The 21145-nt window shown below is 69.0% G+C and carries 15 protein-coding genes and 1 pseudogene; 9 read left to right on the top strand and 7 right to left on the bottom strand.

Annotated elements, in window-relative coordinates; translation table 11 throughout:
- Positions 1–136 precede the first annotated feature (136 nt).
- Both VHS75_RS16895 and VHS75_RS16890 read right to left on the bottom strand, forming a co-directional pair.
- Complete coding sequence (locus VHS75_RS16895) at positions 137–1270, bottom strand: acyl-CoA dehydrogenase family protein (RefSeq protein WP_329639781.1); 1134 nt, start codon at positions 1268–1270, stop codon at positions 137–139.
- Between the two features lie 103 nt (positions 1271–1373).
- Entirely contained in the window at positions 1374–1574 is a 201-nt protein-coding gene (locus tag VHS75_RS16890; RefSeq protein ID WP_329639780.1) for a hypothetical protein, read from the bottom strand.
- Between the two features lie 201 nt (positions 1575–1775).
- Here VHS75_RS16890 and pepN point away from each other — a divergent pair, with 201 nt between their 5' ends.
- From pepN to VHS75_RS16875, 3 genes are all read left to right on the top strand, one after another.
- Positions 1776–4397 carry an aminopeptidase N gene (pepN, locus tag VHS75_RS16885; protein WP_329639783.1) on the top strand — a complete coding sequence of 874 codons (2622 nt, stop codon included), beginning with the start codon at positions 1776–1778 and terminating at the stop codon, positions 4395–4397.
- Positions 4398–4935: 538 nt separating this feature from the next.
- Positions 4936–6768 carry an ATP-binding protein gene (locus VHS75_RS16880; RefSeq protein ID WP_329639779.1) on the top strand — a complete coding sequence of 611 codons (1833 nt, stop codon included), beginning with the start codon at positions 4936–4938 and terminating at the stop codon, positions 6766–6768.
- Positions 6769–6771: 3 nt separating this feature from the next.
- Positions 6772–7506 carry a transporter gene (locus tag VHS75_RS16875; RefSeq protein ID WP_329639778.1) on the top strand — a complete coding sequence of 245 codons (735 nt, stop codon included), beginning with the start codon at positions 6772–6774 and terminating at the stop codon, positions 7504–7506.
- 237 nt (positions 7507–7743) lie between these two features.
- Here the strand turns inward: VHS75_RS16875 and VHS75_RS23120 are convergent, their stop codons facing one another.
- Both VHS75_RS23120 and VHS75_RS16865 read right to left on the bottom strand, forming a co-directional pair.
- Complete coding sequence (locus VHS75_RS23120; protein WP_329639777.1) at positions 7744–7881, bottom strand: type IV toxin-antitoxin system AbiEi family antitoxin domain-containing protein; 138 nt, start codon at positions 7879–7881, stop codon at positions 7744–7746.
- 271 nt (positions 7882–8152) lie between these two features.
- On the bottom strand, positions 8153–9664 hold the full coding sequence (locus tag VHS75_RS16865) for an amidase (RefSeq protein WP_329639776.1): 1512 nt from the start codon (positions 9662–9664) through the stop codon (positions 8153–8155).
- 340 nt (positions 9665–10004) lie between these two features.
- Between VHS75_RS16865 and VHS75_RS16860 the strand changes: the two genes are divergently transcribed.
- From VHS75_RS16860 to VHS75_RS16850, 3 genes are all read left to right on the top strand, one after another.
- Positions 10005–12290, top strand: coding sequence for an alpha-N-acetylglucosaminidase (locus VHS75_RS16860; protein WP_329639775.1), 2286 nt, complete (start codon positions 10005–10007; stop codon positions 12288–12290).
- Positions 12291–12298: 8 nt separating this feature from the next.
- A complete protein-coding gene (locus tag VHS75_RS16855) occupies positions 12299–13414 on the top strand; it encodes an acyltransferase family protein (protein WP_329639774.1) in 1116 nt (371 codons plus the stop codon).
- Between the two features lie 150 nt (positions 13415–13564).
- On the top strand, positions 13565–15427 hold the full coding sequence (locus VHS75_RS16850; RefSeq protein ID WP_329639773.1) for a PAS domain-containing sensor histidine kinase: 1863 nt from the start codon (positions 13565–13567) through the stop codon (positions 15425–15427).
- On the opposite strand, the gene VHS75_RS16845 is transcribed toward VHS75_RS16850, so the two are convergent.
- Positions 15417–18299 carry a bifunctional [glutamine synthetase] adenylyltransferase/[glutamine synthetase]-adenylyl-L-tyrosine phosphorylase gene (locus tag VHS75_RS16845; protein ID WP_329639772.1) on the bottom strand — a complete coding sequence of 961 codons (2883 nt, stop codon included), beginning with the start codon at positions 18297–18299 and terminating at the stop codon, positions 15417–15419. The two genes, VHS75_RS16850 and VHS75_RS16845, sit on opposite strands and share 11 nt — an antisense overlap.
- Before the next feature lie 289 nt (positions 18300–18588).
- Positions 18589–19182, bottom strand: a complete 594-nt coding sequence (locus VHS75_RS16840; RefSeq protein WP_329639771.1) for a hypothetical protein — start codon at positions 19180–19182, stop codon at positions 18589–18591.
- A 250-nt stretch (positions 19183–19432) separates the two neighbouring features.
- Between VHS75_RS16840 and VHS75_RS16835 the strand changes: the two genes are divergently transcribed.
- The 3 genes and pseudogenes from VHS75_RS16835 to VHS75_RS16825 all read left to right on the top strand — a co-directional run bounded on the left by VHS75_RS16835 (position 19433) and on the right by VHS75_RS16825 (position 20916).
- A complete protein-coding gene (locus VHS75_RS16835) occupies positions 19433–20206 on the top strand; it encodes a hypothetical protein (protein WP_329639770.1) in 774 nt (257 codons plus the stop codon).
- 54 nt (positions 20207–20260) lie between these two features.
- Positions 20261–20491, top strand: a pseudogene (locus VHS75_RS16830) (integrase core domain-containing protein); the annotation flags it as partial.
- Positions 20492–20559: 68 nt separating this feature from the next.
- Complete coding sequence (locus VHS75_RS16825; RefSeq protein ID WP_329639769.1) at positions 20560–20916, top strand: endonuclease domain-containing protein; 357 nt, start codon at positions 20560–20562, stop codon at positions 20914–20916.
- Between the two features lie 124 nt (positions 20917–21040).
- Here the strand turns inward: VHS75_RS16825 and VHS75_RS16820 are convergent.
- Positions 21041–21145 (bottom strand): hypothetical protein (locus VHS75_RS16820; protein ID WP_329639782.1); only part of this gene is annotated, 105 nt, incomplete at its 5' end.

Genomic DNA, 21145 nt, shown 5'->3' with positions numbered 1-21145 from the left:
GCCATCGAGCCGCCACCCTCCAGCCCATCGTCCACCGCGACCGCCTTCTTCGGCGCGTTCGCCTCCAGCCAGGCCTTCACCTGCGTGCGGTAGGCGGCTTCTTCCGGAGAGTCGTTGAAGTCCATGGTCGCCTCCTTCAGGCCGCGTTGCGCCGCTCGAGCTGGCTCACGAGCCGCTCCTTCCAGACGCGCGGGGCGCCGGCGGTCAGCGCCAGCTGGCGCGAGCGCTTGTAGAAGAGGTGGCAGTCCATCTCCCAGGTGAAGCCGATGCCGCCGTGGGTCTGGATGTTCTCCTTGGCGGCGAACCAGAAGGCTTCGGAGGCGGCGATCCGCGCGGCGCTGGCGGCCAGCGGCAGCTCCGGCGCATCGGTGTTGAGCGCCCAGGCGCCGTAGTAGGCGTTCGACCGGGCCAGCTCGTTCTTCACATAGATGTCGGCCAGCTTGTGCTTGATCGCCTGATAGGACGCGATCACCCGCCCGAAGGCGTAGCGCTCCAGCGCATAGGCCTTGGCCATCTCCAGGCATTTGTCGGCGCCGCCGCACTGTTCGAAGGCCAGCAGGATCGCGGCGCGGTCGAAGACCTGCTCCATCAGCTCCAGGCCGGCGCCCGCCGCGCCCATTCGCTGCGCCGGAGCGTCCTTGAAGGTGAGCCGGCCGGCGTCGCGGGTCGGATCCAGGGTCCTCAGCGCCTCGCGGGTGACGCCGGGCCCCGTCAGGTCGACCAGATATAGGCCCGGCTTGCCGTTCTCCTTGGCCAGCACCAGGCCGACCGTGGCGATGTCGCCGTCGGTGACCGGCAGCTTCACCCCGCTCAGCCGGCCGCCTTCGACCGTGGCCTTGAGCGTGGCTGCGCTAAGCGCGCCTGGGCCTTCCGACGTGGCCACGCAGCCAATCACCTCTCCGGCCGCGATCTTCGGCAGCAGTTCGGCCTTCTGCGCCTCGTCCCCGGCCAGCATCACCGCCTCGGCCAGGAAATAGACCGTCGAGGCGAAGGGGATCGGCGCCACCGCGCGGCCCAGCTCCTCGGCGATGGCGCAGAGCTCCAGATGGCCCAGGCCCAGGCCGCCGAACGCCTCGGGGATCGCCGCGCCCAGCCAGCCCTGGGCGGCCACCGCCGACCACAGCGCCTCGTCATAGGCTTTGCCGTCCCCGTCTTCAGAAGAATTGGCGTCCAGCACGCCGCGCACCCGCGCCGTCGTGCAGTTGGCGTCGAGGAACTTGCGCGCCTCGCCCTTCAGGAATTTCTGATCGTCGGAGTAATCGAAGTTCACGTGCGCCCGTCCCGCCGGTTTCCCCGGCGCTGAAGTTTCCTCGCACGTCAACATACGCCCCGCGGCAGGGGTGAAAAGCATGACCTCGCGTCAGGCGATCTGGTTAGCCCGCGCCGCGCGTGAAGGCGCCGTCCTTGGAGACCAGCCCGACCATGCGCCCGCCTTCCCAGAGTTCGGCGACCTTGCCCCGTTCGGCGGCGGCTTCCGCCCGGCCGCCCGCCGCCACGTCGTCTGCCGCCTCGAAGGCCTGGCCAAGCTGCAGCCGGCCGTCCGGCTCAAGGATGTAGACGCGATACGACTTCAATTCTTCCGCCCCCCGGCGCTGCCCGTACGTTGTAAGGCCATTCGATGTGTCGTCTGCCACCGACCTGACACTGGGCCAAAATGTCGCGGGTCGGGCCGTTCATGCGCGCGATCGCCGAAGTCGGAGGTCCTGACGCGAAAGCACAGCGATCCGCCGCCGCCCGCCTTGGCGCCGCCACCCTGGCGGGCCTACATGCCAGCCATGCGCACAGACACGCCTCAAGCCATCAAGCTCGCCGATTACCGGCCCCCCGCCTTCCTCGTGGACGAGGTCCACCTGACCTTCGACCTGAAGCCCAACGCCACTCGCGTGAAGGCGAGCCTCAAGGTCCGCCGCAACGGCGACCACGCCGAGCCGCTCAAATTCAACGGCGAGCGCCTCAAGCCCATCTCCGTCGCCATCGACGGCCGGGTCCTGGCGGAGACCGAGCGCGCCATCGACGGCGAATTCCTGACCATCCCGGACGCGCCGGACGCCTTCACCCTGGAGACCGAGGTCGAGATCGACCCGGACGCGAACAAGGCGCTGGACGGGCTCTACATGTCCGCCGGCCGCTTCTGCACCCAGTGCGAGGCCGAGGGCTTCCGCAAGATCACCTTCTGGCCGGACCGCCCCGACGTGCTGTCGCGCTTCACCGTGCGGATTGAGGCGGACAAGGCCTTCCACCGCCTGCTGGCCAACGGCAACCTGATGGAGACCGGCCCCCTGCCGGACGGCCGCCACTACGCGGTCTGGAACGATCCCTTCCCGAAGCCCTGCTACCTCTTCGCCCTGGTGGCCGGCGAGCTGGACGTGCTGGAGGACAGCCTCGTCACCACAAGCGGGCGCACGGTGGACCTGCGCATCTACGTCGACCCCGGCATGGCGCCGCGCGCCGCCTACGCCATGGACGCGCTGAAGCGCGCGATGAAGTGGGACGAGGCGACGTTCGGCCTCGAATACGATCTCGACCTCTTCATGATCGTCGCCGTGCGCGACTTCAACTTCGGGGCCATGGAGAACAAGGGGCTGAACATCTTCAACTCTTCGCTCCTGCTGGCCGACCCGGCCACCGCCACCGACATGGACTTCGAGCGCATCGAGAGCGTCGTGGCCCACGAATATTTCCACAACTGGACCGGCGACCGAGTGACCTGCCGCGACTGGTTCCAGCTATGCCTCAAGGAGGGCTTGACGGTCTTCCGCGACCAGAGCTTCTCCGCCGACCAGCGCGGCCACGCCGTCCAGCGGATCAAGGATGTGAAGGCCCTGCGCGCCCGGCAGTTCTCCGAGGACCAGGGGCCGCTGGCGCACCCCGTGCGCCCGTCCAGCTACATGAAGATCGACAACTTCTACACCGCGACCATCTACGAAAAGGGCGCGGAAGTGATCCGGATGCTGAAGACCCTGATCGGGCCGGACGCCTTCCGCAAGGGCATGGACCTCTACTTCGAACGCTGGGACGGCCACGCCACCACCGTCGAGGAATTCATCCGCTGCTTCGCCGACGTGTCAGGCCAGGACCTGACGGCCTTCTTCGCCTGGTACGAACAGGCCGGCACGCCGCAGGTGACGCTGAAAAGCGCCTACAACGCCGAGCGCCGCGAGCTGGAGCTGGAGATCGTCCAGGAGACCGCCCCGACCCCCGGCCAGCCCACCAAGGGCGCCCTGCCGATCCCGGTCACCATCGGCCTGCTGGACGGCGACGGCCGCACCCAGGCCTTCGTGCGCGACGGCCAGGCCATGGACGAGACCGTCGTCGTGCTTGACGGGGCCAAGACCAAGGTCACCCTGACCGGCGTCGACGAACGCCCCGTCGTCTCCGCCCTGCGCGGCTTCTCCGCCCCGGTGAAGCTCACCTCCAACGCCGAGGCCCGCGACCGCTACATCCTGCTGGCCGGCGACCCGGACCTGTTCAACCGCTGGGAGGCCGGCCAGGAGCTGGCCCGCGCCCTGATCCTGGCCCGCGCCGCCGGCATCGCCGACGAGGTGGGCGAGGAACGCTACGCCGAGGCCGTCGGCCGCGCCCTGGCCGACCAGGCGGCCGACCCGGCGTTCAAGGCCCTGCTGCTCGTGCTGCCGTCGGAGCCCGACCTGGCGCTGGCCATGGCCCCGGCCGACCCCGCCGCGATCCATGAGGCCCGCGAGGCGCTGCGCATGCGGCTGGCCCTGCACCTGGCCGATGAGCTCAAGCGCCTGCACCTGGGCCTGCAGGAAATGGGCGAGTTCTCCCCCGACGCGGTCGGCGCCGGCCGCCGCGCCCTGCGCAACGCCACCCTCGACCTGATGGCCGCCAACCCGCGCGCCGAGGTCGGCGAACTGGCCTGGGGCCACTACGAGGCCGCCGCCAACATGACCGACGCCATCGGCGGCCTGGCGGCCCTGACCCTGATCGGCGGCGAGGCCTATGAGCGCGCGCTGGCCGACTTCTACGAACGCTGGAAGGGCGAGCCCCTGGTGATCGACAAGTGGTTCGCCGTGCAGGCCCGCGACCCCGACGAGGCCGCGCTGGGCCGGGTCCTGGCGCTGACCGCCCATCCCGCCTTCGAAGCCAAGAACCCCAACCGCCTGCGCGCCCTGGTCTCGACCTTCGCGAGCTTCAATCCGGTCCGGTTCCACGACCCCAGCGGCGCCGGCTACCGCTTCCTCGCCGACCAGATCCTGGCCACCGACGGCTTCAACCCGATGACCGCCGCCCGCCTCGTCGAGCCCCTGGGCGGCTGGCGCCGCTACAAGCCGGAACTGGGCCGGCTGATGAAGGCCGAGCTGGAACGCATCCTGGCCAGCCCGGGTCTCTCGAAGAACGTCTTCGAACTGGTCAGCCGGTCACTGGCCGAGGACTGAGACCCGCAGATCCTCCCCCAGGGCGAAGCCCGATTGAGGAGGAGGTGTCTCGGCGTGCAGCGTCGAGACGGAGGGGGTCTCAGCCCACTCCGCAAGCCGCCGCGACGAGCGCCAGGCCGGCGGCCGCTAACGAGTCATTGCCGGCCTTTTCGGAGCAAGTCTGCGGAGACCGCTATGCGCCATAAGCCGGCATTGGTCTTGGTCCCCGAACCAGCCACATCGCCGGGGGGTACGCCGTATCCGATGTGACGTGTGGTCTCTCGAGGCCCGCGCGCTGGCCTAGGAAAGACACTTCGTCTATACATACGTATTTCTACCTATGTATGATGTTAATCGAACCTAGTGAAATCTATGGGAGATTCCGCCTCGGAACTACAAACATTACCCAGGCGTATATCCTATGCAGACGCCGATTATATCGCGCGCTTCCTCGACCAATTACTTTCGACAATTTAGAACCCGTCTTGGTCGACGGCACTATGCGCTTTCTGTAAAGATCATCACGCTGTGCGTCACCGCGACCGTCGGGGCACTCGCGTTGACCTTCGCCCTGTTCCAATGGCAGGACTGGTCCACGGACCGGGCTGAGCTCGTGCGGGATCAACTGGGGGAGGCGCGCAGCCTCGCGGCAGCGGCCGGCCTTGCCGTCGAGCGCCACGACAGCCATGCCGCGGCCAAGGCGCTCGCCATCTTCGAAAACAACGACGCGGCCCTGGCCGCCAGCTACGTGTCCTTGAGCGGGCAACACCTGGACCTGACCCGTCCAGGACGCCGCGAATTGAGACTCACGCCGAGCGGTGAGGGCCAATCGGCCTTCGGCGCGCGCGGCCTCGAGATCCATCTGCCCACGAGCCTCAACGGCCATCGGGTGGGCGAGCTGGTCCTGGTCGTCAGCGAGGCCGGCATCGAGCGCTCGCTCGGCCGCAACGTCCTGATCGTGCTCGGCCTGGCGCTATTCAGCGCGACCCTGGCCGGCATCGCCGCGTGGGTGGTCGTGCGCGGCATGCTCGGCCCCTTGAGCGACCTCGGAGGGGCCATCGACCGGATCGGCCGCACCAAGGATTTCTCGGTTCGCGTGCCGTCAACGTCCCACGACGAGATCGGCCAGTTGACCCGCGGCTTCAACGGCCTGCTCGGCGAACTCCAGGCTTACGACGGCGAACTTCGGCGCACGATGGGCGACCTGACCGAAGCGCGGGACGCGGCCCAGGAGGCCAATCTCGTGAAGTCCCAGTTCCTCGCCAACATGAGTCACGAGATCCGCACGCCGCTCAACGGGGTGCTGGGCATGGCCCAGGTCCTGGCGGCCTCCGAGTTGAATCCGACCCAGGCCGAGCAGCTCGACGTCATCCAGAAGTCCGGCGCGACGCTGCTCGCGGTGCTCAACGACCTCTTGGACATCTCGAAGATCGAGGCCGGCCGGATGGAGCTGGAGGCCGCGCCCTTCGACATCGTGGAAGTCGCCCAGGGCGCCTACGCGACCTTCACATCGATCGCCAACACCAGCGGCGTCTCGTTCTCGATGGCGATCGACGAAGACGCCGCGGGCCTGTGGCGGGGAGACTCGGTGCGCGTGCGCCAGGTCCTCTACAACCTGATCTCCAACGCCTTGAAGTTCACCAGGGAGGGCGAGGTGCGGGTCACGATCGACAGCGTCCCATTGACGGCCGGCAAAGACCTCATGATCACGATCCGGGACACGGGGATCGGCATCGCGCCCGAGGCCCTGGCCACCCTGTTCGACAAGTTCGTCCAGGCCGACAACACCATGACTCGGCGCTTCGGCGGGACCGGCCTAGGCCTGACCATCTGCAAGCAGATCGTGGAGCTGATGGGCGGTACAATCGCCGTCGAGAGCCGGTTGGGCGAGGGCACGAGCTTCCGCGTGCGGCTGCCCCTGCCCTGGCTGGGTCCGGTCTTTGCTCTGCCCGCTCCGCCCGCCGCCGACGAGACGCCCGAGACCAGCCTGGAGGGATTACGGGTCCTGGCCGCGGAAGACAACGTTACCAATCAGCTGGTGCTGAAGACCGTGCTGCATTCCTTGGGCGTCCAGCCGGTGGTCGTCGAAAACGGCCGGTTGGCGGTCGAGGCCTGGGCGCAGGAGCCCTTCGACCTGATCCTGATGGATGTCCAGATGCCCGAGATGGACGGCGTGGCGGCCACGCAGGAGATCCGCCGACGCGAGGCCAGGACCGGCGGACACGTCCCCATCGTAGCCCTCTCGGCCAATGTCATGAAGCACCAGGTCGCTGAATATCTGGCGGCCGGCATGGACGCCCACCTGGCCAAGCCCATCAATGTCGCACAGCTCTATGACACGCTGCTCGCAGTGCGCACCGGACGCCAATTTGGCCAGGCCGAGGCCGCCTGAGCGATGCTTCAACGCTTCGCCTGCGCCGCCGCATTCGCTTGCGGCATGATCGCCGCTGCGCCGGCTCGCGCGGAAGCCCCACCCTATGTGACCACCGACACCAATATCGCCGACAAGTTGGAACTCGCGACCTTCGTCAGGGTCGCCGCGCATGACGGCGCCCGTTTCAGCACTCTCGGCTTCGACCTGGCCGTCCCCTTGGCGCCCGCCTGGGAGCTGACCCTCGTCCCGCGGTTCGCGCAGGCGCGTCACGGCGATCGGCGCACGTTGGGGCTCGGCGACAGCGAGGTCGCGCTCAAGTACCTGGCGTTTCCGGAAACCGAGAGCCGGCCTGCGGTGGCCTTCGAACCCAACGTGACCTTTCCAACCGGCGGCCAGCGGCTGGGCGAGCGACGGGTCGCGATCGAGCTTCCGGTGCTGGTCAGCAAGGGCTTCGGGCCTTGGCGCGTGACGGGGCAGCTCGGTTTCGAGCGGGTGGGGTTCAAGACGCCAGAGGACCATGGGCCGGTGAGCCTGTTGGTCGAGCGGGCCATGACTGAGCATCTCACCCTGGGCGCCGAGCTGGCCAACGACCTGCCGATGCGCCGACCCAGCCAAGGCGAGACCGAGTTCAACTTCGGCGCCGCCTGGACCTTCCACGACGGCCTGAAGCTGCAATCCGCCTTCGGACGGCGGCTGGCCACCCAGGAAACGCCGGCGGACCTGCACAGCACGATTGCCCTGGCGGTCGAATTCTAAGGGGCGGGCCACGAACCCAAGCCGGGCGAGGCTCGTCGAACACCCACACGGTTGTGCCGATGAGAATCCACGATCTCAGCGTTGCGCTAAGCCCGAACGCCTGCCTGAAGGCTGTGGACAGCCGCGCTTTCAGGGTCCGGTGACCTTGGCGGGCAATGCGCGCAAAGGGTCGAAAGTTAACCGTCCCACAAGCGGACCTTCCGAGTGCCTGCAACGAGTCACAAAGGGAAGTTCGGACTAGCCAGCAGCCCGATATCGACCGTGCCCAATGCGGATCAGGAGTCCTTCCTTGCACATAGGAGACAGGTAGCATCGGTGAACACCCGCTCTTTGAAGCTCCAAAGTGGTCACGGTTCCTTTTTCGCGCGCCAGCAAGACCGCCTTGTCGCGGAGTGATGGAACCGCCGGTCGTAGCGCTCTTTCGCGCGCTTTCGCGTCGGCGCAGGCTTTTCGCCGCGTTGGCGGCTTGCCGGGGAGAGGAATTGCGTGGACATAGTTCGGCAGGTCGCCGATCCCGGCGAGCCATCGAAAATTTCAATAAAAACAATAGTCTATATTGCAGCAAGATACCTCGAGCTGACCCCTGTGGGGCCGCGTCGCCTTGGGACCGCACCCTGGACTGGACCCTAGGCGCAGATGACGGCGACTACCCTTGAATCGGAGGATGGCGCCGGCGCCAGTCCGTCGCCTGCTCATAGGCAAAGGCGACGCGGCAGAGCATCGCCTCACTCAGGCGCCGGCCCGTGAACTGGAGGCTGTAGGGCAGCCCCTCGGGCGAGAAGCCACAAGGCAGGCAGATCGCCGGCACGCCGGCCACGTCCATTGGCATTGTGAACTCAGCGCTGCGAGGCTGAGCGGCGCCCCAGGCCCGATGGTAGTCGGCGAGCGACCCCACCTGCAGGGCGTGGGTGATCGGCCAGGCCGGACTGTCACTCGTCGGGCCGGCCAGGACGTCGATCGTGGCGAGCAGTTCGTCCAGCTGCGCCGTCAAGGCGGCCTGGCGCCGCCGCGCCGCCGCGAGCTGCTCCGGCGTGACGGCCGCCCCTTCCGCAAGCATGGCGCGCAGGTAGGGACCGTATTCCGCGGCCCGCGCGGGATAGGTCGCCGCGTGCGCCGCAGCCATTTCGTGGCTGCAGATGACGCTCCAGTACTGCGGCACGTCCGAGACGTCGGGCATCTTCACCTCGACGATCCGCGCCCCCTGGCCCTCCAGCACCTTCAACGCAGCCTCGAGCGCGCGCGCCTCTCCCGCGTCGATCCCCTTGAACGCATAGTCCCGGTCGACGCCGATGCGGAGACCGCGCACACCCCCGCCCAACGCCTTGGCCGCGTTCGCCGGTGCCGCGTTGAGCGACGTCGGATCGCGCGGATCATGGCCCGCCATCGCGTCGAACATCATGGCCGCGTCCGTCACTTCCCGCGCCAGGGGACCGACGTGGTCCAGCGAGTCCGCCATGGGCATGACACCGTAGCGGCTGACCCGCCCGTAGGTGGGCTTCAGGCCCACGACGCCGTTGGCGGACGATGGCATGCGGATCGACCCGCCGGTGTCCGTCCCCACGGCTCCGAAGCACAGGCCGGCCGCCACGGCGACGCCCGAGCCGCTGGACGACATGCCGGGCCAGCGGTCGTGGTTCCAGGGATTGAGGGGCACGTCCATGGCCGGGTTGTAGCCGGCCGCCGCGCCCTCGGAGAGGTTCAGCTTGCCCAGCACCACCGCGCCGGCGGCGCGCAGCCGGGTCACCACGGTCGCGTCTTCCTGCGGCACGAAGGAACGACGCACCGCCAGGCCGCCCATCGTCCTGACCCCCTCGGTCCAGCAGAGATCCTTGATGCCGATCGGGACGCCGTGCAGCGGCCCGCGATAACGTCCCGCCGCGATCTCACGGGCGGCGGTCTGCGCCTCGGCCATCGCGCCGTCGGCCATCACTGTGGCGTAGCTCTTCAGGACCGGGTCGACGGCGGCGATACGCGCCAGCATCTCGCGCGTCAGGTCCACCGGCGAGACCTCCCGCGCCGCAATCCGCCGCGCCGTCTCATTCAGGCTGAGATAGGGCTCGAACGGAACGGAGGCCCGAGCGAGGCTCGCACAGGCCGACGATGCGACCGCCGTCGCGATCACGCGGCGCCGCGAAACGCCCCTTGGCTGTTCTGACATGCGTCCCCCGTCGATCCCGCAGTTAAGGCGCAAGGCGCGGGACGCGCAACGCTTGTGCGCACGAGCCGGATCAAACCTTGCCTTCGGCGCCATGAGCAGATTTCGCCAAGGTCAGCTAGGAGTCACGAGCAGTCGTTCAACCGGATCGACGCTTACGTCCAACCTCGGAAACACAAAACACCTGGGTCCCCGCTTTCGCGGGGATGAGCGGAAGGGGGGTGGATCCTTGGCCGCGGGCTTCCACGTGCGTCCATGGTTCCCGGCCCCCCGGTGCGCTGGGTTTGACCTTGGGCGCAATCGGCGCACCCTGCGCCCGTCAGCCTGGGGCCGATCCGAACGCATGCCGCAATCCGTTTCGCGTCGTGAGGCCCTGTCGCGGGCGCTCGCCGCCTCGGCCCTGGCCGCGGGCGCGCCGGCGTGGGCCGCCACCGGCGACGCACCAGCCGCCCGGGACGTCCTGATGCGCCTCTTCGGACCTGCCGCATCGCGCATCGCGCTGATGCTGGAGTCCACCGGCGCGCGGCCCTGGTACGCGGCGGAGGCTCACGATGGAAAGCTCTCCGTCCACGGCGACTCCGGCGTCGCCCTAGCGCGCGGCGCCTATGCCTGGATGCGCCAGTCGGGCGCGGCCCACGTGAGCTGGGAAGGCGACCGCGTCGCCCTGCCCGCCCGCTGGGCTGACGGGACCAGCGGCGGGGTCCAGAGCCCCTTCGCCCACCGCGCCTACCTCAACCCCTGCACCTATGGCTACACCACGCCCTGGTGGGACTGGCCGCGCTGGCGGCGCGAGATCGACTGGATGGCGGTCCACGGGATCGACATGCCGCTGGCGCTCGAAGGCCAGGAGTTCGTCTGGCGCGCCTTGTGGCGAGAGGCCGGGCTCACCGAGGCCGAACTGGCCGGCTACTTCTCCGGCCCCGCCTTCACCCCCTGGCAGCGAATGGGCAACATCGAGGGCTACCGCGCCCCGCTCCCCGCCGCCTGGATCGACAAGAAGCGCGACCTCCAGCGCCAGATCCTGGGCGCCATGCGCGGCCTCGGCATGACCCCGATCCTGCCGGCGTTCGGCGGCTATGTGCCCAAGGCCTTCGCCCTAAAGCACCGCGAGGCCCACATCTACCGGATGCCGGCGGGCGGCGGCTTCCACGAGACCTACTGGCTCGATCCGGGCGATCCGCTGTTTGCGACGCTCACCGCGCGGTTCCTGGCGCTCTACACGGAGACCTACGGGCCCGGGACCCACTACCTCGCCGACTCCTTCAACGAGATGCGCCCGCCGGTGGCCGATGATGGGACCGGCGGCGGCGACGCCGGCTTCGGCGACGGCGGGGCCAGCAAGACCGCGGCGGTGCAGGTCGACCCGGCGCTCAAGGCCCAGCGCCTTGCGGCCTATGGCCAGGCGATCCACGCGGCCTTCCACGCGGCCCGCCCCGATGCGGTCTGGGTGATGCAGGGCTGGCTGTTCGGGGCCGATCCGCAGTTCTGGGACGAGGCCGCGATCGCCGCCTTCTTCAGCCGGGTCCCCGAGGGCGGGGTAATGGTGCTCGACATCGGCAACGACCGCTATCCGGACGTCTGGCGCCGCGCCCGCGCCTTCGCCGGAAAGCCCTGGGTCTTCGGTTACGTGCACAACTACGGCGCCAGCAATCCGGTCTACGGCGACCTCGACGGCTACCGGCGCGATATGGCCGCCGTGGTCAGCGATCCGAAGGCCGGGCGGCTGGCCAGCTTCGGCATGTTCCCCGAAGGGCTCGACAACAATTCCATCGTCTATGAGGAGGCCTACGACCTGGCCTGGGGCGCCGGCGGCGCGTCGCTGAACGCGTGGCTCTCTACCTATGCGACCTCGCGCTACGGCCGCACGACGCCCGAGCTTGATGCGGCGCTCCGGAAGCTGGTCGAGGCCGCCTATACGACCCGCTACTGGACGCCACGCTGGTGGAACGGCCGGGCCGGCGCCTACCTCTTCTGCAAGCGCCCGACGGCGACCATCGGCGCGTTCGAGGGCCATCCTGGCGACCGGGCGAAGCTCGCGACCGCGGTCGGCGAGTTGGTCCGGCAGGCTCCGGCGTTCGCGGGCGAGAAGCTCTTCGTCCACGACCTGATCGACGCCGCGGGCCATCTGGTTAGCGAGGAGATCGACCTTCTACTGCAGGCCGCCGTCGCCGCCTATCGCCGCGGCGACCTGGCCGGCGGCGACCGGGCGCGGCGCAAGGTCGAGGACCTGGCCCTGGCGCTCGATGGGCTCCTTGGCGCCCAGCCAAACACCCTGGCCACCTGGATCGACGCCGCCCGCGCCTATGCCGACAATACCGTCGACGCCCGCGCCTATGTCCTCAACGCCAAGGCGCAGGTGACGGTCTGGGGCGGCGACGGCGGCCTGGCCGACTACGCCTCCAAGGCGTGGCAAGGCCTCTACCGCGACTTCTACCTGCCCCGGTGGTCCCAGTTCCTCGACGCCCTGCGCACGGCCGGCGCCGGGCCCTTCGACGAAGCGCCCGTCGTGGCCGGCATCGCGACCTGGGAGCAGGCCTGGGTGGAGCGCGACGCGGCCTACGTCCGCCAGCGTCCCGCCGATCCCGTGGCGGCCACGCGGGCCCTTCTCGCCCGCCTCGCGCAGCCGTAGCCTTGGCCATGGAAAAGCCCGCCACGCGCTTCCTGTCGCTGGACGTGTTCCGCGGCCTCGCCGTCGCCCTGATGATCGTCGTCAATACGCCTGGGCCGGGCGCGCATCCCTATCCGTGGCTGGTCCACGCCAAGTGGTTCGGCTTCACCGCCGCGGACGCGGTCTTCCCGTCCTTCCTGTTCGCGGTGGGCTGTTCGATGGCCTTCGCCTTCTCGCAGAGGCCGCCGGCCGGCGCCTTCGCGCTCAAGGTCCTTCGTCGCGCGGCGCTGATCTTCGTGCTGGGGTTCCTCATGTACTGGTACCCCTTCGCCGATCACGTCGGCGGGACCTGGACGCTGAAGCCATTCGCTGACACCCGGATCATGGGCGTGCTGCAGCGGATCGCGCTCTGCTACGCCCTGGCCGCCTTCACCGTGCGCTATCTCTCGCCCCGCTGGCTGGTGGCCCTGAGCGTCCTGCTCCTCCTCGGCCATTGGGCGCTCCTGCTGGCGTTCGGCCCACCGGGCGACCCGTTTTCCAAGCTCGGCAACGCCGGGACCCGCCTCGATCTCTTCGTGCTGGGCCCGCAGCACCTCTATCGCCGCGATGGCGGCTTTGACCCAGAGGGGCTGCTGGGGACCCTGCCGGCGACCGTCAATGTGATCGCCGGCTACCTGGCGGCGCGATATCTCAAGACCGCCGCCGACCGGCGAGGTCTCGTCCGCATGGCCCTGACCGGAATCCTGCTGGCCGCGGCCGCCTTCGCCTGGAACCCGTTCTTCCCGATCGGCAAGAAGCTCTGGACCGGCAGCTTCGTCCTGCTGACCGTCGGCCTGGACCTCGTGATCCTGGCCGCGCTCGCCGCCGCCCTGGAGGGCCGCCGGCCGAACCCTATCGCCCGCGTCTTCCAGGTGTTCGGGCTCAATCCGCTGGTGATCTACCTCTTCTCGGAGCTCTTCGTCACGACCCTGCAGCAGATCGAGGTCGCGCCCGGCGTCGGGGTCTACGACTGGATCGGCGCGAACCTTTTCCAGGCCGCCGCGCCCGGCCCGGTGGGTTCGCTCCTCTGCGCCATCGCCTACACGCTGGTCTGCTGGCTGTTGGGCTACATCCTCGACCGCCGCCGGATTGTCATACGACTTTAACCACCGACCAGGAGAGGCCGCGAAATTAACCAACAAGCGGGACAATTCGCCGCCAAAAAGAGGGTGAATAGCGGTGACGCTGTTTACCCTTAGCGCTTAGACTCCGCCTCCTAAGCGGGGTGATTTGCCCTATTTCGGGAGCGGCGAGCCTTGGAGGCACGCGAGGATAAGGGCGTGGCCAAGGCGCAGGATCGGGCCGCCGATCTGGCGCTCGCCAAGCCGCCCACCCAGCGCTTCGCGCGCATCGCGATCTTCGCCGCCCTGTTGCTGCTGGCCGTCTACACCGCCGTCGCCATCGGGCGCGCCGCCCACGGGCCGCCGAGCCTCGTCGAGCAGATCGTTTCCCTGATGGTCCCTCTGGCGGTCGCCGGCGCCCTCGGCGGTCTGCTCCTGCTGGAGTCCCGCCGCGTCGAGCGGGCGCACGCCGCCTACACCGACAGCGAGCAGCGCTTCCGCCTGGCCGTCGAGGCCGCCCGCTGCGGCATCTGGGAATGGGACCTGTCGGAAGACCGCATCTTCATGTCCGACGTTACGGCCGCCCTGTTCGGCTGGCGCGGCGGCGTGGTCGACGGCCAGCAGGTGCTGGAGCGGGTCTCCGAGGGCCACCGCGACGGCCTGCGTGAGGCGCTGGCCACCGCGGCGGTTTACGGCGGCTTCGACGTCTCTTTCCGTGTGCCCAGCCTGACGGGCGGCCGGCCCGTCTGGATCGATGCCCGCGGCCAGGGCTTCGGCAAGAGCCCGGAGGGCGGCTACGCCCGGATCATCGGCGTGGCGCTGGACGTGACCGAGGAGCGGCTCGCGCAGGCCCGCGCCCAGGCCGCCGAGACCCGCCTGCGCGACGCCATCGAGAGCGTGTCGGAAGCCTTTGTCCTCTGGGACAAGCAGGGCCGCCTGCTGATGTGCAACAAGAACTTCCGCAGCTTCTTCCGCCTGGAGCCGCAGGTGCTGAAGCCCGGCGTGCTGCGCGAGGAGCTGGAGGCCCAGGCCAGGCTCGCCGTACGCCAGGAGTTCCCGGCGCTCGGTGGCCGCAAGGGGGTTCGCGAGGCCGAGCTGGTCGACGGCCGCTGGGTGCAGATTTCCGAGCGCACCACGGCTGAAGGCGGCCTCGTCGTCACCGCCGCCGACATCACCGCGCTCAAGGCCCAGGAAGAGGCGCGCCGAGTCAACGAGGACGAGCTGCGCCGCGCCGTCGTCAATCTGGAACGCAGCCAGGAACAGCTTTCCGAGCTCGCCCGCAAATACGAGAACGAAAAGGTCCGCGCCGAGGGCGCCAACCAGGCCAAGTCCGAGTTCCTGGCCAATATGAGCCACGAGCTGCGCACGCCGCTGAACGCCATCAACGGCTTCTCCGAGATCATGGTCGCCGAGATGTACGGCCCGGTCGGCGAGCCGCGCTACAAGGACTACGCCCGCGACATCCTCAGCTCCGGCCAGCATCTGCTGGCGCTGATCAACGACATCCTCGACATGTCAAAGATCGAGGCCGGCAAGATGAACCTGCGCTTCGAACCGGTGGCCCTGGAGGACGTCGCGGAAGACGCCCTTCGCCTGGTGCGCAACCGCGCCGAGGCTGCGGGCCTTTCGCTGCGCCTGGACTTCTCCGACCTGCCGGAGGTCGAGGCCGACTACCGCGCCATCAAGCAGGTGCTGCTGAACCTGCTCTCCAACGCCATCAAGTTCACCCCGCGCGGCGGCCTGATCACCGTGCGCGCCGAGCGCCGCGAGGATCCCCTGGGCGAGCGCGTGCGGATCAGCGTGCAGGACACCGGCATCGGCATTCCGCCCGAGGACCTGGCGCGCCTGGCCCAGCCCTTCGAGCAGATCGAGAGCCAGCACGCCAAGACCCAGCAGGGCACGGGCCTCGGCCTGGCGCTCACCAAGTCGCTGGTCGAGATGCACGGCGGCCTGCTCGACCTGCGCAGCGCCCCGGGCCAAGGCACCAGCGCCACCTTCTCGCTCCCCGTCCGCCAAGCCAGCGTGGCGCTCGCCAAGGTCGCCGCGGCTAGGGCTTGACGATCACCTCGTAAGCCTTGTTCGCCGCCGCCTGGGCGCGTTGCAGCGTCGTCTTGAGCCGCCGGAAATCCCCGACCCCGCCGGCCCGCGCCAGCAGGGCGCGGAACGCCGCCGGCTCGCCGGACGGATCGGCGTTGTCGTCGAGCGCGACCTTCAGGAGTTGGGTCAGGTCCTGCTGCAGCCGCCAGGCCGCCGCCAGATCGCCGGCGGGCCCGGCGGGCGCCAGTCCGCTTTCGGGTAGCGCCCCCAGGGCCGCGGCCGTGTTGGGCGACAGCGGCCCGCCCTCGGCGGCGTGGGCGATCTGCAGATATTGCGCGGCGAACTCGATATCCACCATCCCGCCGGGCGACAGCTTCAGGTCCCATTCGCCCTTGGCCGGCCGCTCGCGGTGCATCAGCTCGCGCATCTCGCGGACATGGGCCGCCGTCTGAGCCCGGTCGCGCGGCCGGCGCAGCGCCTTGCCGAAGGCCGCCTCGGCGTCCGCCGCGAAGGCCGCGCTGGTCGACCAGACCACCCGCGCCCGGGTCAGCGCCAGGAGCTCCCAGGTCTCGGCCTCGGCCTCATAGTAGCCGTCGAAGGCCGCGAAGCTCACCGCCACCGGCCCCTTGGTGCCCGACGGCCGAAGTTGCATGTCGACCTCGTAGAGGCCGCCCTGCCCAGTCTGGCTCGACAACGCCGCGATCAACCGCTGGGTGAAGCGGCCGTAGAAGATCACCGCGTCCCAGCCCTTCAGCGCCGAAGTCCCATGCGGATGAGCAGCCCGGTAGAGCGTCATCAGGTCCAGGTCCGAGGTCGCGCTCATCTCGCGCGAGCCGCACTTGCCCAGCGCCACCACCGCGACCTCGCCGGAGAACGCGCCGCCCAGGCGCTCCGTCTCGGCCAGCGCCGCGTCGGCCAGGACGTCGATGCAGACGTCGGCCAGGTCGGCGAAGGCCTTGCCGGCGACCACCGCGCTCGCCGTGCCGCTCATCACCTGCACGCCGACCCGGAAGGCCTGCTCGCGATGGACCACGCGCACAACATCCATCGCCGACTCGAAGCCGTCGGCTCGGGCCACGGCCGCCCGCATGACCGCGAGATCCTCCCCAATGTCGATGGGCTCGAAGAAGCTCCCGTCGAGCATGGCGTCGATCGCCGCCGGCCGGCGCGCCAGGGTCGCCGCCAGCCGCGGGGCGAAGGCCATCACCTGCACTACCAGCTCGAACAGGTTCGGCTGCGCCAGGAACAGCGACTGGAGCTGCACCCCCGACGACAGCCGCGAGAAGAAGTCGGCGAACCGGGTGAAGGCCACGTCCGGCGCGCCGGTCGCCTGGGCCGCGTCCAGCAGGCGCGGGGCCAGCCGCGTGAACAGTTCCCGGCCCCGCTCGGTGGCCGTGGCCGGGATGTGGCCGTGGTGCCAGCTACGGATGGTCACGGCCACCGAATGGGGGTTGGAGAAACCCATCCGCTTCAGGGTCGCGAGCGTCTCCGGATCGTCCTCGACGCCGGTGAACACCAAGCTGCCGAACCGCGACGACAGCGGCTCCTCCGAGGGGAAGAGCTCGCCATAGCGGGCGTTGACGCCCTTCAGCGTCCGGGTGATCGCCGCATCGAACTGGCGCAGCGGTTCGAAGCCTGACAGCGCCGCCACCCGCTTGCGGTCCGCGTCGGCCTCGGGGAGCTTATGGGTCTGCTCGTCGGCCAGCATCTGCACCCGGTGCTCGACGTTGCGCAGCCGCACATAGGCCTCGGCCAGCTCCTCGCAGGTCTGTGGCGCCACATGTCCGGCCGCGGTCAGGGCATCCAGGGCGTCGAGGGTGCGGCGGCTGCGCAAGCCCGGGTTCCGGCCGCCCAGGATCAGTTGCTGGGTCTGGACGTAGAACTCGATCTCGCGGATGCCGCCGGTCCCGAGTTTCAGGTCGACGCCCTTGGCCGAGACCCGCTCGTCGACCTTGTGAGCGTGGATCTGGCGCTTGATCGAATGGATGTCGGCGATGGAGGCGAAATCGAGGTTCTTGCGCCAGACGAAGGCCTGCAGTTCGGCCAGGAACGCCTCGGCGGCGGGGATATCGCCGGCGCAGGGCCGCGCCTTGATGAAGGCCGCCCGCTCCCAGTTCTGGCCGACGCTCTCATAGTAGTCCAGGGCCGCCGGGATCGGCACCGCGGCCTGGGTGGACGACGGATCGGGCCGCAGCCGCAGGTCCATGCGGAAGACGTAGCCGTCGGCGGTGCGCAGCTGCATCAGGTCCGACAGCCGCTGCGTCAGCCGCACCGCGAAGGCCTCGCTCTCGACATTCGGCATCAGCGGCATCCGCCCCGGATCGAAGAACACCGAGACATCGATGTCGCTGGAGTAGTTGAGTTCGAAGGCGCCCTGCTTGCCCATGGCGATGCAGAACCAGCCCGGAACCGGCCCTTCGGCGCCCTCGCCCAGGTACGTCAACCGCCCCGCCTCCACCTCGCCCTTGGCGGCCACGGTCAGGGCCGCAGCCACGGCGGCGTCGGCGAAGCGGGTGAGCGCGCCGGTCACCTGGTCCAGGTCCCAGACCCCGCCGAGATCGGCGAGCGCGGTCAAGAGGTGCAGCTCGGCCTTCAGCTCCCGCAGGCGAACCTGCGCGCCCGGCAGGTCGAGCCGCGCGGCCTTGGCGGTCCGTGTCAGGATGTCTTCCAACCGCGCCTGCGGGTCGTCGGCCAGCAGGGCGTCCAGCCGCTTCGGATCGCGCCGCGCGAGGCTCGCCAGATAGGGCGAGGCCGCGAACACCGGCGCCAGGGCGGGCCACGCCTGCTCCAGCCGATCGGTCCACAGGGCCTGGGCGGTGACGCCGCGCAAGCGCTCGGCGGCCTTGTCATCGACGACAGGCCCGCAGGGTTTCAGGGTTTCGGCAAGCGCCATGGGACGAGAATTAGACGGTTGCGCGCGCGCTTAGCGAGTCCCGCGGTTCAGCGCAGGATTGGCCACGAACCGCATGAACGCCGCGAACGGGTGCGCGCCTCAAGGCTCTGCGGCGCGGAGGCTCAGTGATTTTGAACCACGGAAAACGCGGAAAGAGCACGGAAGGAGATTCGGTCTTCAACGGCGGTGAATGATTTCATTGCGCGCAAAGCGCGCGATTCAACCTGGCTCCGACCTCTTGAGCGGCCCGCCTTCCGTGCTCTTTCCGTGTTTTCCGTGGTTCTCTTCCTCACCCCGTGTCGGCCAGCGGGGGATCGGTGGCATTCGCCGGGACCAGCTTTTCGGCGGTGGTGACGACCAGTTCGCCGGAGAGGCGCATGTCGGCTTTCAGCTTCTGCGCCAGGACCTCGATGGGCAGGTCGGCGAAACCCGGGGCGTCCTCGGCTTCGTAGAGGCGGGCGTCGAGGTCTTCGAGGAGGACTTCATACTCCTCCTGGTCGCCCTCGGATTCATTCCACAGCAGGCGGTTCAGCACGCCCCGGACGCGGCGCTCCTGGATCTGAGCGGGGGTGGGGGCGGTCATGGAGAGGTGGGCCGCGTCGGCGGCCTGCGCCTTTTCTTCCCGCGCCGCCTCCGCCGCGTCGCGGGCCAAATCCCGCGACAGCTTGAAGTCGAGGGCGAGCGTCAGGCGCACGGCGCGCGAGGTCTTCTGGAAGGCGCCGGTCAGGGCGACCTTCTCCTCGGTGTCCTCCGCCGCGCGCGCCTGCGTCGCCAGATCGCGCGCCAGCATCAGGCCAAGCTCGGCGAGCTCGCCCAGCATCTGCTCGGCCCGTTCCTGTTTCGCCGCGTCGCACGCCATGAACAAAACGAGAACATATGGCAAGCTGAAAGTCAAGATTTTTCGATGCGGGGACGGTCAGCTTTGCGTCAAGTACGGACCTTGGCCTGACGCAGCAACTCAGACCGGCCGGCGCCTCAGCCGTCGCTCCGCTTTGCATGCGAAGCGCCAGCGCCGCCGCGACCTCCGCCGCTTTGCGTGCACCCTTTGCATATACACGCAATGGTTGACTCCCTAACGACGAGCGAACATTGTTCCGCCGGGACGGGGGAACCTATGACAGGTCTGCGGGCATATGGCGCCTGAGCTGGGCATCGCCGAGGCGGCGGGCTGGTTCCTGGGCGCCGGGGTCGTCTTCTACTTGGAGGCGTCGTTCTGGGAGTCCCTGTTCCACGAGTTCCTCCTCGACCTGAACCCGGCGCGGCGGCGCTGGATGTTCGCGCTCAAGAGGTTTGCGCCGTCGCTCTACCTTGAGCACTACGCCCACAACGTGCTGCACCACTTCCGGACCTACCGCGGCGCCTATACCCGGCAGTTCGAGTCCGAGGCGGAGCGTCTGGCCCTCGACGTCGCGATGCGCAAACACCTCACGCCACGTCAGTTCCGGCGGGTGACCACCCACCACTACGGCGCCTCGTTCGAGGCGCCCGCCCTGCCCTATCTCGCCCCCGCTCTGCTCAATCTGCTCTGCCTGCCGCTCCTGCCGGACGTCGCAGCGCGCGCCGGGGTGCTTGCGGCCGACCTGGTCTTCGCCACGCCGTACTGGGCCTATTCGAAGTGGATGCACCTCTATCTGCACCGCCGGTTCGATGCGGCCGTCGCCGAGGCGCCGGGCTGGATGAGCGTCTGGCTTCGGTCCGACTATGGCGTGGCGGTGCGCATCTCGCACTACCTCCACCACCGCCAGCCGACCTGGAACTACAATCTGCAGTACGGCGCGGACCTGCTCCGCGGCCGCTGGCGACCGCCGACCGCGGCGGACTGGGACGATATGCTGACCATCGGCCTGGTCACCCCGGCGCACCGCGCCCGCTTCGAAGGCCGGCGCGTGTGGCTGCACCCTTTCTGAACGGGGGCTACGCGTCGATTCCGGACCTTGGCCTATCGCTCAGCGCTAGCCAGATCCGCCATCACACCGTCGATGAGCCGCAAAGGAGATTGCTGGGACAACGCCCCCATGGAGAGCTTCTTCCACACCCTCAAAACTGAGCGGGTCCACCATCGGGTCTACGCCACGCGCGACCAGGCCCGGCGCGATCTGTTCCAATACATCGAGGGCTTCTACAATCCCCGCCGCCTGCACTCAGCTCTGGGCTACATCAGCCCAGCCGAGGCCGAGCGTCGAGCGGCTTAACCCCGTCCACTTTTTCGGGGGAGGATCAAAGCGGTTGGCCGCGCCATGGCGTTTGCTAAGCTCGCGCTATGGACGGCTCGCGGGTCACCAAGGATCGCGCCAAGGCGCTCAGACGAACCATGAGCCTGCCCGAGGTGCTGCTGTGGAAGGCGCTCAAGGGCGGTGCGGTGGGCCGTCTGCATTTCCGCAAGCAGCACCCCATCGGCCCCTATGTTCTCGATTTCTACTGCGACGCCGCGAAGCTGGCCGTCGAGATCGATGGGGCCACGCATGGAACCGAGGAACAGCCGGACCGCGACGCGCGACGCGACGCCTGGCTGGCGGAGCAAGGCATCGCCACCCTGCGGCTGCCGGGGTCGCTGGTCCTGCGCGACGTGGATGACGCGGTGCGCACCATCGTGGGCTATCTGCAGCACGGGGACTGAAGGCAGGCGCGGTTCGGGGCGCCTTGCGGAGTGGGCTGCAACCCCCTCCGTCTCTCGCTGCGCTTCGAGACACCTCCCCCTCAATCGGGCTTCGCCCTGGGGGAGGATCTTGGGAGGCGGTCCCTCAAGCCCGCGGCAGGATCAGCGCCACCCTTAGGCCCGGGCCCATCTCGCCGACCTTGCCGGGGCCTTCGGCCAGTTCCAGGCGGCCGCCGTGCGCCTCGGCGAC

The sequence above is a fragment of the Phenylobacterium sp. genome, assembly GCF_036264965.1.
In the GTDB taxonomy this organism is placed as follows: Bacteria; Pseudomonadota; Alphaproteobacteria; order Caulobacterales; family Caulobacteraceae; genus Phenylobacterium.
The sequence above is the reverse complement of the archived record's forward strand: the minus strand, read 5'-3'. Positions and strand labels throughout refer to the sequence as shown.